At 40.6% G+C, this 15,138-nt stretch carries 15 protein-coding genes; 4 read left to right on the plus strand and 11 right to left on the minus strand.

Features of this window, described 5'->3' with window-relative positions; genetic code table 11:
* Positions 1–19: 19 nt before the first annotated feature.
* From HGO23_RS19660 to HGO23_RS10980, 4 genes are read left to right on the plus strand one after another with little or no spacing between them, the layout of a single operon-like run.
* A complete protein-coding gene (locus HGO23_RS19660) occupies positions 20–673 on the plus strand; it encodes a helix-turn-helix domain-containing protein (protein ID WP_244589908.1) in 654 nt (217 codons plus the stop codon).
* 10 nt (positions 674–683) lie between these two features.
* Positions 684–1,166 (plus strand): hypothetical protein, encoded by a 483-nt coding sequence (locus tag HGO23_RS10970; protein ID WP_099135985.1) that lies wholly within the window; start codon positions 684–686, stop codon positions 1,164–1,166.
* A complete protein-coding gene (locus HGO23_RS10975; RefSeq protein WP_099135986.1) occupies positions 1,163–1,861 on the plus strand; it encodes a VUT family protein in 699 nt (232 codons plus the stop codon). The genes HGO23_RS10970 and HGO23_RS10975 overlap by 4 nt, the downstream gene beginning before the upstream one ends.
* Positions 1,858–2,601: a metallophosphoesterase family protein gene (locus HGO23_RS10980; RefSeq protein WP_099135987.1), complete on the plus strand. Its 744-nt coding sequence runs from the start codon at positions 1,858–1,860 to the stop codon at positions 2,599–2,601. The genes HGO23_RS10975 and HGO23_RS10980 overlap by 4 nt, the downstream gene beginning before the upstream one ends.
* 122 nt (positions 2,602–2,723) lie before the next feature.
* On the opposite strand, the gene HGO23_RS10985 is transcribed toward HGO23_RS10980, so the two are convergent.
* The 11 genes from HGO23_RS10985 to cynS form a co-directional block, all read right to left on the minus strand.
* Positions 2,724–3,470 (minus strand): thioesterase II family protein, encoded by a 747-nt coding sequence (locus HGO23_RS10985; protein WP_099135988.1) that lies wholly within the window; start codon positions 3,468–3,470, stop codon positions 2,724–2,726.
* An 11-nt stretch (positions 3,471–3,481) separates the two neighbouring features.
* Positions 3,482–6,217, minus strand: coding sequence for a non-ribosomal peptide synthetase (locus tag HGO23_RS10990; RefSeq protein WP_209026633.1), 2,736 nt, complete (start codon positions 6,215–6,217; stop codon positions 3,482–3,484).
* Positions 6,218–6,583: 366 nt separating this feature from the next.
* Positions 6,584–7,438 (minus strand): tagatose bisphosphate family class II aldolase, encoded by an 855-nt coding sequence (locus tag HGO23_RS10995; protein ID WP_209026634.1) that lies wholly within the window; start codon positions 7,436–7,438, stop codon positions 6,584–6,586.
* Positions 7,439–7,480: 42 nt separating this feature from the next.
* Positions 7,481–7,930, minus strand: a complete 450-nt coding sequence (gene agaF, locus HGO23_RS11000) for a PTS galactosamine/N-acetylgalactosamine transporter subunit IIA (RefSeq protein WP_209026635.1) — start codon at positions 7,928–7,930, stop codon at positions 7,481–7,483.
* Between the two features lie 9 nt (positions 7,931–7,939).
* Positions 7,940–8,827 carry a PTS system mannose/fructose/sorbose family transporter subunit IID gene (locus HGO23_RS11005; RefSeq protein ID WP_209026636.1) on the minus strand — a complete coding sequence of 296 codons (888 nt, stop codon included), beginning with the start codon at positions 8,825–8,827 and terminating at the stop codon, positions 7,940–7,942.
* Positions 8,817–9,608 (minus strand): PTS N-acetylgalactosamine transporter subunit IIC, encoded by a 792-nt coding sequence (gene agaW, locus HGO23_RS11010; protein ID WP_209026637.1) that lies wholly within the window; start codon positions 9,606–9,608, stop codon positions 8,817–8,819. Before agaW ends, HGO23_RS11005 begins: the two co-directional genes overlap by 11 nt.
* A gap of 11 nt (positions 9,609–9,619) precedes the next feature.
* Positions 9,620–10,102 (minus strand): PTS N-acetylgalactosamine transporter subunit IIB, encoded by a 483-nt coding sequence (gene agaV, locus HGO23_RS11015; protein WP_099135994.1) that lies wholly within the window; start codon positions 10,100–10,102, stop codon positions 9,620–9,622.
* Positions 10,103–10,113: 11 nt separating this feature from the next.
* Entirely contained in the window at positions 10,114–11,334 is a 1,221-nt protein-coding gene (locus HGO23_RS11020; protein WP_209026638.1) for an SIS domain-containing protein, read from the minus strand.
* Entirely contained in the window at positions 11,331–12,629 is a 1,299-nt protein-coding gene (locus HGO23_RS11025) for a D-tagatose-bisphosphate aldolase, class II, non-catalytic subunit (protein WP_209026639.1), read from the minus strand. The genes HGO23_RS11020 and HGO23_RS11025 overlap by 4 nt, the downstream gene beginning before the upstream one ends.
* 504 nt (positions 12,630–13,133) lie before the next feature.
* Positions 13,134–13,970 (minus strand): alpha/beta fold hydrolase, encoded by an 837-nt coding sequence (locus tag HGO23_RS11030; RefSeq protein WP_209026640.1) that lies wholly within the window; start codon positions 13,968–13,970, stop codon positions 13,134–13,136.
* A gap of 659 nt (positions 13,971–14,629) precedes the next feature.
* Positions 14,630–15,100, minus strand: a complete 471-nt coding sequence (gene cynS / locus HGO23_RS11035) for a cyanase (protein ID WP_209026641.1) — start codon at positions 15,098–15,100, stop codon at positions 14,630–14,632.
* Positions 15,101–15,138: the final 38 nt, after the last annotated feature.

Consider the following 15,138-nt stretch of genomic DNA (forward strand, 5'->3'; position numbering starts at 1 on the left):
ATATCAACGAGATAATATAATGCAAGAGCCGAACAATAAAAAATCAACTGAAGCCGATGCTTTGCTTGCTAACATTTCACAAAACATTGATTTTTTGATGAAAAAAAACAATATAGACTCACAAACCCTAAGTAAATTGACAGGCCTTGGAATTGCTACGATTAACAGCCTTAGGCGTGGTGTTGGAAATCCTACTATTGCTACAGTCTCATCCATTGCTGATATATTTGGTGTGAATGTCGGTGAAATTACCGATGGTAAATTATCTGAATCCTATCGACATGAAGAAATTATTTCATCAATACCTTTAATTCGTTATGATGAATTAGATGGATATATATGTGGGAAAATAATCCACACCAATCTATACAAACTCAGTATCCAGGATAATCAGGAAGACTCACTTTTCGCAGTAGAATTTGGAAACAATCTTTTATCTCCGTACTTTGATAGTAACACCATTGCAATCATTTCCAGAACTGAATCAGTTTGTGACAGTGATATAGTTCTTGTAAAGATTAAAGATACACCTATTTGTTTCAGACAAGTCTTTGTCGGTGAGCGTGGAATTTATTTTTCAATATTAGGTATTGATAATGAGCGAAAAACAATATTCAGTCAAAATTACACAATAATTGGGGTTTTGATTAAATCAATTAAAAATTTAAAATAGGAATTTAATTGTGAATAAAATAATTGATTTTTTCAGAAGCATATTCAAACCTCGTTACATTTACAATTTGCAGAGGTTCGAGCCAATAAAAGAAAACGGATTCTACATCTTAAAAGAATTAGGTACTCATACATGCATAAAAGCAAGAGCAGAAGATATTTTTGAAAGTGATTTATTATATAACATCAATCCTTATGACATTATTTTTATAGCAAAATTTGAAGAACATGACCTGAAAGAAAAACAAAAATTCAAGATAATAGAAGAAAACAGAGATTTGTCATTCACTATACAAAATGAATATTCTCGCAGAACAATAAATGGAAAAGAACTGCTTTCAGAACAGAATATTATAGAGAAATTAGATCCTGCCAGTCTGATAAGAATAGCCTACATATCCGGATTAAAAGACGGAAGAAAAATCTCCGATGAAATTTCAAAATCAGAAAAAATAAAATCATCTAAATCTGCAAACTTAAAGGTAATAAAGTGACTCAAATTTATCCCACCAACTCAAGCTTCAAGTATAATTCTTTATTTATTTCTCTGTCCGTCACAATCATGATAACTTGTGATGTTCTTGTCTATAAGACTCTGGATTTTTATGGTCTTAAAATTACTTTTAGTGGAATTTTATTTTCTTTTTATTTCCTTATATCCACAGTTCAAACAGAAGTTTATGGTTATAGACAAGGAGTAAAAACAGTCTGGATCATGGTTTTATGCCAATCAATTTTTGTAATGGTCATTTTTATTGCATCACATACTCAGCCAGAAAATAACCAGATTTCAATGAATTTTAAGTCATTGTTTGGCGAATTTTGGCGCGTTATGGTAGGTACATGGACTTCTGTACCAATTTCTTACTTTATCAATGGCTTTGTAATATCTTCTTTAAAAAAAGTTTTTTTTGGCCGCTTCTTTTTCCTCAGATATATTATTGCTTCAATGCTCACCCAAGCGTCTCTTTTATTATCATCATACCCTATAAGCCTTTCTTCAAAATATAGTGTAAATGAATTAGTCATAATAATTTCTACAACTTGGTCTTATAAAGTAATAATGTCTATTATACTTTTACCTATCGGCATCATCTTAGCAGCTAAGATAAAAAATTTAGAATCTGCTGATGTATACGATTGGGGAATATCATATAATCCGTTTATTTTTGGAGGCAATAAAAAATGAAAGTGATTCAGTTAACCGATATACATCTGACTCAGAGAAGAGAAAAAACAATATTTGATGTAAACCTTTATGACAACTTCGATATTATTTGTGAGGAAATACGTCGCATTCAGACTATTACCGAAATAGAGTTAATTATAGTCTCAGGTGACATTACAAATGATGGTGACACAGACGCTTACAGCTATTTTTTAAATAAGATGGAATCACTCAATACACCTTACATTGCAATACCTGGCAACCATGATCTCAAGGAGAAATTTAATATTTCCCTTGCAGAAATCAAACCAAAATATCACATTACCTCTCGTGAATATAATCGTGACAATTGGTATATCACTGGTATCGACACTGTTGTTGAAGGTGAAGATTATGGTTTTATCACTAAAACTAACCTTGCAGAATTAGAAAAAAGAATTATTGAAAACAGTCATTTTAATATTGCGTTATTCATGCATCACCATGTCAAATCGGTTGGTACGCCAATTGTAGATAGCTGTATGCTGGAAAACGCTAATGCCCTACTGGCGCTATGTGAGAAATATAAGATTAAATTTATTGGTTGCGGGCATGCACACACTTCACGTATTTGGCATAAAAATGAGATGACAATAAGTGTTGCACCAGCAGTTTCATTCCAATGGTTATTAGGTACAGATACCGTCAAAACGGCAAAAGGCTTTGGTTTTAATATTATTGATTTTTCAACTGACTTATCGGTAGTTTCGTGTAGTTATTAATGTTTATACCCGTCGTCTTTCAAGCTGCATTTTTGTTGGCTGGGCAAATTCGTTCCCGACGAATTTGTCATTCCCTTGCCGCCGCGATGCAGCTTGAAATCCATTGGGTATAGTTTGGAAAGTTAGGCCACCAATTCCCGTGCCCGTTCCTCTATCCAATCAATAACTTCATCACTGGAAAACAAGTAGAAATGTTCACCTGCAAAAACTTTTTGTGTCACGGGCGTAGTAAATATTTCTCGCCACTGTGCCAACCACGGGACAGGAACGTGCTCATCGTGATCCGCACCAATCACATAGGTCTGACAGTTTATCACTGGCTTCGGCAACCGGGACAGAGAAGCCAGCAGACGAAGATCACTTCGCATGGCATCAACCACATATTTTCGCAATTCAGGATGTGTGAAAACATCCTGCGGCGTCTCTTCAAATTCTTCCAGCAAGTCTATTATTTCCGCTTCTGATAATGCCTCATTTCGTAAATCATCCGGAGCAGACGTTCCCCGCGCAGAAAGTATAAGGCCCAATTTCTTCTCCGGTGCCTCACTTTTTAATCTTCGGGCTATATGGTAGGCAAGCTCTGCTCCCAGGCTATGACCGAACAACAGCAAAGGCTTATCTTCTCCCAATTTCAATCGCTTGATCGAAGCAAGAAGGTCAGATATTACCGTTTCAGCATCTGTCTGAAATGGCTGTAAGAAACGCGAGCCCCTGCCTGCCAGTTCCATACAATAAGCTTCAATAAATCCAGACAGCCTCTGAGAAAGTTGCAGATAAGAGAAGCTGGAACCACCAGCATGATGTAAAAACACAAGTTGAACTTTCGCTTCTGCTCTTTCGAACGCAGGGTATAGGATTGAATCAGTCAAAATTAAGGCCTTTAGTTAATCTGGTTATTCGTCAAGTGAGTCAGAAAATACTTGGAAGTATCGGTAATTGGGTTAATACGATCTATTTTCTTCTCTGGTGTACTTTCCAGAGCGGTAACGATTTTCTGTAATATCGTTTGGAAAATGTCACAGACGCGTTCAAGATTAACCCCCTGTTCAGCCTGTGTGTGGATCACAAAGTCTTTGTCGATATCTTCAATACTGATGTAAATCGGGTGATCCGTGTGTTCCATAATGCCAGCGCTACTGAAAGACTCGGCACCAGAAGGCGTTAGTGCTAATAGTGGTTCTGCCGGAGAGATGTGACGTATTTCACTATGATAATAATTCAATATTGAAGTAAATAATGGTGCAGCTCCCGACAATTGTGATAATTGCTGTTGAAACGATTGCCGAGTCAGTGCCTGCGATACTTTTTGATGTTTGACCAACTGTACCAGGTTGTCTTGAACAAGCCAGAGGCACTCAAGCACAGGCAAGTTATCCAGACGCATATGAATTGGTATTATATGGATAAATTGCTCTGTCCCATTCTCAGTATCCGCGCCTGCAAGCATATGCCCTGATAAAACCGTGCCAAAAACAGCATCATTATGTCCAACCAGACAACCCATTGTTTTGCCCCAGGCCAAGTGAAAAATTGCAGCGACACCAACAGCATGGACTTTAGCTTGTTGACGTATTTGATTACACAAATTCTCCGGCAATAATCGCCACGCTTCAACCGCCATAGTACCGATACCTAAATATGTTTCCACATCGAATGGAGTTGAAGGCGGTTTATCATCTTTCAACAAAGGTGCCGTCATTTTAGGGCATTCCATCCCATTGGAGTCGATATCTGTTGAGTTGCAAGCCTGCAAATGAACGGCTAATTCGGACAATACAGGATATTGATACAGCATATGTGCTTCCACCATCAATCCGCGACGCCGTAATTCCTGTACCATTTTTATAGCTGACAGTGAATTACCGCCCAAATTGAAGAATTGAGCATGTCTGCTGACTTTTTTAACCCCGAACAATTCACTCCATACTTCAGCCAGTATTTTTTCAATCCCCTCTTTTGCCGGAGCGGAATCCTGTTGTTTAAGCTTTCCAATAGCAATAACCGGGAAAGCCTTGCGGTCAAGTTTACCGCTGGCAGATAAAGGAAAATGATTGACAATAACAATGGCTGCCGGCCGCATATAATCAGGAGCCACTCTTTTCATGAATTGCTGAATACTCTCTTTCACACTACTCTGTGAATGATGCTGCAAAGCACGTTCTGAAATAATCACGAAAGCAATCAACCGGTTGTCTTCTGAACTTTCACTTTTCTCCCGCGCTGTTTGTATCAGCACAACAGCATCACGCACAGCCGGATGTTTCATCAACAGCACTTCAATTTCACCCAATTCAACGCGATAACCGCGTACTTTGACCTGAAAATCCATCCGGCCAAGAATGTCCAGCAAACCGTCCTTCCGCCATTTCGCTAAATCACCGGTGCGATACATTCGTTTGGGAAGCGCACTATTTACCGCAATATTGACAAATTTAGCCGCGGTTTCTTCCGGGCGCTGATGATAACCTTCAGCCAGTTGTGCCCCCGCAATACACAGCTCACCCGGTGTTTCATCCTTAATAGCACAGTTCTTGGTATCGAGCAGATAGATTTCAACATTGTCAATCGGTGCGCCAATAGGAGGCAGAACCGGCCATTCTTCTGCTTTGCCTTCCAAAGTGTAAGCTGTCACGACATGTGCTTCTGATGGGCCGTAGTGATTATGCAGGCGGCAATGTGGCAGTGCATGGAAAAATTGCCTGATAGCGGTGGTAATAACCAATTGTTCCCCTGCCGTGATCACATCAATAAGGCTCTCTGGATAACATTCCTGTGCAATCGCCGCCATTGCCAAACCATTTAATGCTACATAAGGCAAAAATATTCGTTCAATCCGCTGCTCTGCAATAAACGTAACCAAAGCCAATTGATCCAATCGTAAATGATTGGAGATCAACACTAACTCCCCACCGCTGGATAAAGTTGAAAATATTTCCTGAAATGAGACATCAAAGCTTAGTGGAGAAAATTGCAACGTTTTTTTACCAAAGTAATCGCCTTGCTGATGAATTTGCCAGACCAGCATATTCACCAACGACTGATGAGGCATACAAACCCCTTTAGGCTTTCCTGTCGAACCTGAGGTATAAATTAAGTAGGCGAGATCTTGGGGGGTACAAACTCCTGTCAAGTTTTCTATGTCACAACTATCGCTATTGATATTCTCTTTATTACTGTCGGAAAAATCACACTGAGCTAAATCAATACATGCGATAGTCTCAGGAAATGATAATTCAATATCGCCACGGAAAATAACAACTGAGACATTAGAATCGGTCAAAATGTAGGATTGACGCTCAATAGGATAACTCAGATCAATCGGGACATAAGCAGCGCCGGCTTTTAAAACACCAATAACCGCAACAATCGCATCAATGCTACGTTCAAGACAAATACCTACCGGAGAAATTTTTTCACCATCATGATGGTAATGCTGACGGATATAATGCGCCAACCTGTTTGCTCTACGATTTAATTCATCATAAGACAATGATTGCTCACCAAATCTTATGGCAACAACATCCGGTGTTTTCGCTACCTGCTGCTCAAATAGTTCATGCACACAACAAAATACGGAATGACTTGAATGACGCTCTGACAATGATTCAACACGCATAGTTATCTTCCTTTTATTCCATAAATTGACTGTCATTCATGGTAATCAACTCATTATTCCGCGCAAATATCTGTCCTTCATTTTTTAGTTACCTCTTTGTTTACTGTAAATAGGTTAATTATGAATAGACTAGCTGTGAATAGAAATTAATTGACTCCGATAATATCAACATTGATAAAACGGGTATAGATTAATAATATCGAAACCATCTTTCTATAATAGAAAATATTATTTTCATAACTCTTTTTTTCATAATCATTGTCAGACTGGCATATGTTATTATGCAAATATCACGCTATATAATGGGAATAACAGAAATAATGGAAACACAACTAAATGATGTATCCAAATATTAAGCAAATAAAATTATATCCGGCCTGCACTACCACAGATAATGATTTTATTTTCCACAACTTTCTGCATTGCCAGTTTACCCGGTGTAATATATTTTCGTGGGTCATTGGCATCAGGATATTCTGCAAAATAGGCTTTTACAGCATCAGCAAAAGCAATTTTTAAATCTGTTGCAACATTGACTTTACAGATCCCAAACGTGATGGATTGACGTATCATCTCTTCTGGAATACCCGATGCACCATGTAAAACCAGTGGGATCTCCACATAACGGCGGATTGCCTCCAAACGTGAAAAGTCCAGATGGGGCTCACCGTGATAAAGCCCGTGAGCAGAACCTATAGCAACAGCCAGTGAATCTATCCCGGTTCGTTCAACAAACTCTTTTGCTGCGATGGGATCGGTATAGAAGCTATCCTGGCTGTCAACCTTCAAATCATCTTCCTGCCCGCCCAGTCTTCCTAGTTCTGCTTCCACGCTGGTATCGAAGCGCTGACACAATCGTACCACTCCAGCTACAGTAACTATATTTTTCTCAAAGGACAGATGAGAGCCATCTATCATCACCGAACGTATACCACTTTCTACTTTATGGCGGATATCATTGAGATCTTCATGGTGATCAAGATGCAGTGCCAGAGGAAGTTTATTGACGGCGGCGGCGACTTTACAGATAGAAACCATATATTCAAGGCCAGCATAGGTGAATGTGCCTGGTGTTCCGGCCAGAATGACCGGAGACTCCATTTTTGCTGCTGTTTCAACCACCACTTGCACAGTTTCCAGATTGTGTACGTTGAATGCCGGAACGGCATAACCTTCCCGCTGTGCTTTTTTCAACATTTTACTGTTAGAGATCAACATCATACTATTACCTTATCATTACCCTGCTATCACTTTATTATCGTCTTAGATGCCATCAATATCGGGCAGTGCCTGTTTTGACTGCTGCTGTTCATGCCACAGGCTGGTCAATCCGCGACGACCACACTCCAGAGCCATGTCACGAAATTCAATGGTGTTCATCTCATCACGCATTATCATCATTTCAACAGCCAACTGCATATTAGTCCCCGTAATCACCTGCCATTGCGGATAAACTAATTGTGGCTGTGTTAAAGCCAACTGTGCAGCCTGCCGGAAAGGAGAGCCGCCTAACAGATCTGTCAGGAAAACAACTCCTTTGCCCAAGTCACACACTTTGCTGGCTATGTACAATGCTTGGTACAGTTGCTCTGTCGTCATTCCGTCAGGAAAATCAACGGCAATACACCCCGGCTGTTTACCAATGATCTGCTCTACCGCCTGTAGCAAGCCACTGGCAAACGTTCCGTGCCCGGTTATTACGATACCTAACATTTTTTCTCCTTATAAAATTCCGACCAATTTACCAACAACCCCAAACACGGCTGTAATACCTATCAGCTTCACTGGTGAGAAACCACGTTTCATTAACCAGTAAACCAGCAATGTGAAGGTCAGAGGCAGTAAGTTAGGCATCAGCTTATCGAGTACATCTGTTTGCAGTGCGACTTTTGCTTCCCCTGCTTTCATGACAAAAGGTGTCGAAAGATGAACATAAGAAGCAACAAGAGCACCGATAACCGTCATACCGACAATTGATGCTGCATGAGAAATATTTTTCGTATGGATTTTCAGCATAGCTATGGCTTTGGTGCCGGTAAGGTAACCGTAATGCGCCAAACCAAAACGCAAAGCAAAATGTACAATATTAAACATCAACAGAAACAGAATTGGCCCCAGAACACTGCCTTGCAGTGCTAGTGATGCCCCGATACCCGCACAGATCGGTAATAAGGTCAGCCAGAACAGTGCATCACCGATCCCGCCCAATGGCCCCATCAAAGCAACTTTCACAGCCCGGATGGTAGAAAGTTTCTCCTTACTGCGTTCCATCGCCAGTACTAAACCGGACAGAAAAGTGACATCAAATGGATGAACGTTAAAAAATTCCATGTGCATTTTCATGGAATTTGCCAGATCATCGGGATTTTTATGCAGCTTACGCAGTGCGGGGATCAGTGTGTAGAGCCAGCCTCCCGCCTGCATACGTTCATAGTTAAAAGAAGCCTGTAACAGCAGAGAACGCAGAGCCATAACATTAATATCGCGCTTTGTTAACTCTTCCGCTGGGGTCGTATCAACATAGTCATCACGATCTACTGAACTGCTGTCTTGCTCTATATTCGCACCGTTTTTTTCGGACGCTGTGTTATCCAATGTATTAAATGCCATCTTGCATCTCCTTCGGTGAATTTGACTGGGATGATGTACCCTGTGTATTACCATCGTCGTTACGGGTACGGTTAAAGAAATCAATTAATGCAATCGCAAATGCGCCCAAAGCGATAGCAATAATAGGCAAATGCAGGAAAGTGACAGAAATAAAACCGAGGATGAAATAAGCCACATAGGTCTTTTTCATCATGACTTTCATCAACAGAGCAAAACCGATAGCAGGCATCATGCCACCAGCAACAGAAAGACCATCAAGCAGCCATTGTGGTGCTTTCTGCACGATGACTCTGGCAGTATCTGCACCAAAATAAATAGGTAAAAAAGACACAATGAAATAGAAGCAGAACAGGATAATGACACCAAAATAGTTTACCCATTCAACACCGCGCCAATTGAGCTTTCTGACCATTTGATCGCATTTGTGCATCATCGGTGAGTAAATGGTAAACAGCAGTGTTATACACCCCTGAACAGCAATAGAGAAAGGAACTGCAATACCAATCGCAACTTTGGGATCTGCCTGAGTGAGAATGACAAAAGTTGTTCCGATAATCCCCCCTATAACAACATTGGGCGGTTGGGCACCCGCTAGTGGCACCATGCCCATCCAGACAAGTTCTAATGAACCACCAACCAGTAAACCGGTCTGAATATCTCCTAAAATTAATCCGACCAACGGCCCGATAACAATCGGACGATGGATGTGTGTCAATCCATTGAACAGATCAATACCTGCAATCCCTGCCAGTATTGAGATCAAAAGCGCATCAACGAACATATTCACCTCCGTTATTTCAGAAGATTAGCAATATTTTCGCCTGCTTCGTCTGGCACCCGGCGGACTTCACAGGGAATGCCGCGTTTTTCCAGTTCACGAAAGGTGTCAATATCACTTTTATCAACAGAAATGGTTTTATGGACCTGAGTTTTTCCTTCTGAAAAATGCATGTTACCAACGTTCACAAACTTGATTGGTACATTACCTTTTACAAGCGTCAGCACATCTTGTGGTGTTTTACAGACGATAAAGATTTTCTGGCGCTCCGCAGCTTTATGAATGACATCAATAGTTTTTTGTAGGGTGAAATAGCGGGTCTGAACACCATCAGACATCACCATATCCATAAGCGATTGCTGAACAGGATCATTTGCTGCTTCATCATTCGCTACGACAACAAGGTTGGCACCCAGTGAATTAGCCCAGGTAACGCCAACCTGTCCATGGATCAAACGGTTATCAATACGGGTCAATAGGATATTTGGGGTAGACATTCTAACTCCTGTTACTTTTCTGATTCAGTGTAGGGATAAATTTGAACGCCTTTTACCACACGATTAACTTCACCTGTCGGGCATGGGTTATCAGGAGACAGGCCAAGAGACAGTGAGGTTTCAAAGCCCAGCATTTGAAAAAAAAGCAAATAGGGGAAAATAAGCCAGATATCCGGCAAATCAGTGGGAATTTCCAGAATATGAGTTTCTGCAACATTAGTTTCCAGTATCCCAGGGTAGGGCAAACTGCTTAAAACAATAATTTGTTTGGCCAAACCATCTTGTTTGAGTTCATTGAGTAAATCGATATCATAACGACGGCAATAAGCATCAGCCGAGAGCATGATAATCACCAGCGTATCATGGTCGATGATAAATTTCGGCCCATGCCGCACTCCCATGTTGGAATCGTAACGGGTTGCTATTCGGCCTGCGGTTAATTCCAACATCTTCAACGCCCCTTCTTCCGCAATACCGGTAAAACCACCTGCTCCCAACGCAACCATATGTTTAAATCCCTTCCCGATGATTTGCCGGATCAGCGATTGCCAGGCAGGTGCCTGTGTCTCACAGAGTACAGCCATCGTTTCCAGCGATTGTTTTTTTAATGGCTGCTCTGCTGTATCGAAATCCATATCACCAAGGAGTAACAGAGTCGCCAGCGCCATACAGCTAAAGCTGGACGTCATGGCAAAACTACGATCATTGGCTCCTTCCGGCATAATCAGCGAACAAACATGCGTCTTATTCTTTGCATAACGGGCCAATTCCCCTTCAGGATTACAGGTAAGGATCAAGTGATAACAGTCGGTTAAGAGGGAATCTACCAATTTAACAGTTGCCACACTCTCAGGACTGTTACCGGAACGGGCATAAGAGACCAACAGGGTGGGTTTACTCTTATCCAGATATTGCCAGGGTGTAGGGACAATATCCGTTGAAGCAAAAGCATGAACATTCAGTCCGCATTTCTTGCCACGCCTTCCAACTTCACGTAACCAGGGGGCTACAGCCTTACCAACGAACGCGGAAGAACCCGCACCACATAGAATAATCTGCAAATCAGGCTTTGTGAGCAATGGATGGAGAAAAGGCCGCCAGTATGGTTGGAGCACGTCCAGCTCCTGATATAAGGTGCGCCAAAGTCTGGGCTGATGCTGGATCTCCTCCGCAGTATAGTATGCCTGATGTGCTGCCAGCCACTGGGATGAATAAGGGAAAAAAGGTGTCATAACACAGCTCCTTCTGTCTCAGTTTCACAGGCCTCAGCGTAGTGAACCAATACCGAACGGACTTTATCCATCACCCACTCTTTAGGTTCATCGAGAGAAAGAAGACCCGCTTTGATGGCTTTGGCCTGTTCAGGCAAGTACTGGCTTATCATCGAAAAAGGAGCTGGCTGGCTGCGCAGATTCGACAGTAATTTCTCGACAGCCGCTTCTACTTCAGGGTTCGCCCAGTAATAGCGAATACGATCACTCAAACTGTACTGGCGATCGATATACTGTTGATGTGGATTACCTTTGTAATAAGAACGCCAGTATTCTGGTTGTTCACACATAACCTGCTCCAGTGTTTCACTTAAATGAGCAGCTTTTGACTCTCCATGCCATTCACGATCCAGCTTATCAAGGGCAAACAGACCTTCCCGCAAAGCAAAAGTTAAAGCTGGCCCTACTTTCAGTATGACAAAGTGATCACGAACCAGATTGTGATAAGTTTGTGGGGTCTGATAATCCGTCGAATGGGCTTCATAGACAATATGGGGTTGTGTCTCAATATATTGGCTGAGTGCCTGAGCTTTTCCCGGCTGATAATGTTCAATTTGGTGATGATCGAAATCGACTCCCGGCTGTACAACCAATGCAATGACTCGCGGCCAAACATGAGCCAGATGTGCTTTTTTCCATTCAGCCTGATGAATTTTCAGTGTAGAAGCCGCAGCAGCAGGAGTTGTAACCTGTACGCCGTCCAAATCTTCTTTGGCTCCTCCCGGTACAGGTACTTCTGTGCCAATCACATAGACAGGTGCCTCACCACCATTTACCTGCCAGCTACACTCAGCAACCAAACAAAGCCGGGCTGCACGCTCGGCTACAATTTCATCGGTCAATGGTACAGGATCATCTACACAGGACATAGAACAGTCGAGATGAATTTTACGAAATCCGGCAGCGACATAATCATAGATAAGGGTTTCAGCGAGTGCCATCGCTTCTTCAGCAAGGTGATCCTGCCAGGCATTAGGCCCCAGATGATCACCTCCTAGCCATATTTGTTCTCTTGGAAAACCGACAGAATCCGCGATATTCCATACTTTATTTCTAAAATCAATAGGTTGCATCCCAGTATAACCACCAAACTGATTGACTTGATTGGACGTCGCTTCAATTAATATGGAGGTTCCCCGCTCTTTAGCAAACCGCAGTGCACTTTCCAATACCCAGGGATGTGCGGAACAAATAGAGTAAATTCCAACCAACTCACCAGATTTATGGCGACGGATAAGCTGTAATAGCGATTGCATAATGTTTCATGTCTCCAATACCTTAAATACATTGAGTTTTAGTGTCATTTTTTAAGCTCTGCCGTTGTTGGAATCTTTGGAGAATAGGCAGAGTAAATAGATAATAATAAGCAAGAAATGACGGGTAAAAATTATTAAGCATTGGTATTAATAACACCTAAGCATTACAACAAAGGAAATCAATCGAAACTGTGATCCTGATTAAAAGTTTATTTTTTTAATCAAGCGCGAGTAAAATGCTTTTGTTTCATTATTAGACAAAAGATAATTTTTTCCGATTACTTTCAGTCGAATGTTTATAAGTGTGATATCCAATGGATTAGAAAAACTGTGATGATATATAGAAAGATATTATTCTATTTATCGTAAGTAAGAATAAATCATGGTGAGGAAAGAATGATAAAGTTCATCTGTAAAGATGAAAAAAAGATATATGAGGCTGGGGAAATTATTACACTCTCATAAATTCCCCAGCCAATAATATTTTCAATTAACTAATCGATGTTATTGGAAATCAGAAAGAAAATCAGACAATATCGGATTAAACCTGGCTGGTGCTTCCCAAAACGGTGCATGATCCACACCGACCAAACTAAATACTTGGTCTTGCCAAAGGTTTTGATAATTCAAATTTTCAACATATTCGGCATTGATGAAAGGATCACCTGCACCATTCACGATAGCCAAAGGTATTTTACTTGTTTCAGCCAATAACTTTTGATCTGTTGCCTGTGGGGAAGTAAAAGCTTCAAACATATATTGGCGTGACAACCCATCTGTTCTTGCTACTGCCTCAAGGATAAACGGCTCATGAGGAGCGTTAACGCCCACTGTTTGATAGGCATAATTCTTCACATCTTCTTCAGTGAAATCAACTTTCCCGGCAAGCCTCATATGCTCACTTTGACGAAAACCAAGTGCGACATTTTCTTTACCAGCAGCTACAGGGGGTGTACCACAAATCATCAGTCCAATCATTTTGGGGTACAGTGCCAGCATTTCCAGCCCGATATGTCCCCCTAATGACCAGCCCAAAACAACCACTCTGTTAATGCCGAGCTTATCCAGTACTTCAATAACGGTGCGGGCATAACCTGGCATTGAATATGTCTGACGTGGATCACTGGCATTAGAAGATGCACCATGTCCCGGTAAATCCAGAGCTAAAACCCGATAGTCCTTTTTAAAGTATTCTATCTGGTGGCGAAATATCTCTTTACTACTTGAATTACCATGTATTAAAAGAACCGGGAGCCGATTACCGCCAGTATCTAATACTGAAATACGAGCATAACAGGTGGATATATCATAGTAGTGAATATTAGTGTGTGCAGCAGCCATGATTCTATCTCCTAATGAGTGAATAGCAGAGTAATTTTTCTGCTAAAAAATACAGTAATTTATTGCATTTTATCTTGATACCTTATATGTCTTACATACTAGTGGCATGACACTACGGTATTTTTTGCCCCCTCTCAATTATTAACATTCACATACACCTGATTTTTTTTCTCAATGATTCTTAAATGAATAATAACTTTAGGAATTCATTATCATTATTTTTGAATTTGCCAGATTGATTCTTTCAATAACTTTCGGGTTCCAATATGAAATGTTTTTACTATGAAAAACATTAATTAACTATGGAATTAATTATGTTGAACAAGGACATGATTCCGTTCAAATTTCTAAAAGAATAAGTGGAGAAAACTATTAATTTTATGATTGTGACATCTATCTCTGTTCTCTATATTTCAAATAACTTATTACCCATTAATAGCATCTAATGTTACCAAGCAGTACCTTGCTAAATGAAAAATATGCAAGTCAGTGCGTATTTTAACGACAAATTACACAACATCTGGTCAATCAAACGGTCGTGTATTAAATAATCAACAAAGCAGCAACTTGAAAGATGAAGAGTATAGACTTAAAAAAATCATATTAATCAATAAGCCAGCTTCATAAAATGATGCTGGCTTATTTCTAAAAACTAATCATCAAAACGGTTTCGTAGGTAAATATTTACCATCCAAAGTTATTACTGCTCGGCTTCCGCCTTCTGGATCTTCGACTTTCTTAATATCTAATCTAAAATCAATTGCGCTAATAACACCATCACCAAATTGTTCATGTACTAATGCTTTTAATGTTGTTCCATATACTTGCAACATTTCATAGAAACGATAAATCGTTGGATCAGTTGGTACTCCAGTTGGAATTGAACCTCGCATAGGGACAGCCTGTAGAAGCTTTACCGCATCATCCGTAAGACCTAATTGTTCAACAACCTTCTTTGCTGCCTCTATAGGCAACGGATGTTGCCCAAGTAAAGCCGCCGTGACAAAAGCAACATTCATTCCTATACCATTTGCAATTTCTTTCCATGAAAGATTTTTAGCAAGTTTAGCTGCAATAATACTTTCAGTCAGTTCCAAGCGAGATGTTTGAGTCGTTAATATTTGTAACATGTTACTTTCCTGTGAGACAAATCTTGACGCTATAATGT

Source organism: Xenorhabdus budapestensis (genome assembly GCF_017743015.1).
Taxonomy (GTDB): domain Bacteria; phylum Pseudomonadota; class Gammaproteobacteria; order Enterobacterales; family Enterobacteriaceae; genus Xenorhabdus; species Xenorhabdus budapestensis.

Excerpts from the sequence above, each read along its gene's own strand:
- HGO23_RS19660 (WP_244589908.1), top strand. The coding sequence starts at position 20 with ATGCAAGAGCCGAACAATAAAAAATCAACTGAAGCCGATGCTTTGCTT.
- HGO23_RS10980 (WP_099135987.1), top strand. The coding sequence starts at position 1,858 with ATGAAAGTGATTCAGTTAACCGATATACATCTGACTCAGAGAAGAGAA.
- HGO23_RS10990 (WP_209026633.1), bottom strand. The coding sequence starts at position 6,217 with ATGCGTGTTGAATCATTGTCAGAGCGTCATTCAAGTCATTCCGTATTT.
- HGO23_RS10995 (WP_209026634.1), bottom strand. The coding sequence starts at position 7,438 with ATGATGTTGATCTCTAACAGTAAAATGTTGAAAAAAGCACAGCGGGAA.
- agaF (WP_209026635.1), bottom strand. The coding sequence starts at position 7,930 with ATGTTAGGTATCGTAATAACCGGGCACGGAACGTTTGCCAGTGGCTTG.
- HGO23_RS11005 (WP_209026636.1), bottom strand. The coding sequence starts at position 8,827 with ATGGCATTTAATACATTGGATAACACAGCGTCCGAAAAAAACGGTGCG.
- agaW (WP_209026637.1), bottom strand. The coding sequence starts at position 9,608 with ATGTTCGTTGATGCGCTTTTGATCTCAATACTGGCAGGGATTGCAGGT.
- agaV (WP_099135994.1), bottom strand. The coding sequence starts at position 10,102 with ATGTCTACCCCAAATATCCTATTGACCCGTATTGATAACCGTTTGATC.
- HGO23_RS11020 (WP_209026638.1), bottom strand. The coding sequence starts at position 11,334 with ATGACACCTTTTTTCCCTTATTCATCCCAGTGGCTGGCAGCACATCAG.
- HGO23_RS11025 (WP_209026639.1), bottom strand. The coding sequence starts at position 12,629 with ATGCAATCGCTATTACAGCTTATCCGTCGCCATAAATCTGGTGAGTTG.
- HGO23_RS11030 (WP_209026640.1), bottom strand. The coding sequence starts at position 13,970 with ATGGCTGCTGCACACACTAATATTCACTACTATGATATATCCACCTGT.
- cynS (WP_209026641.1), bottom strand. The coding sequence starts at position 15,100 with ATGTTACAAATATTAACGACTCAAACATCTCGCTTGGAACTGACTGAA.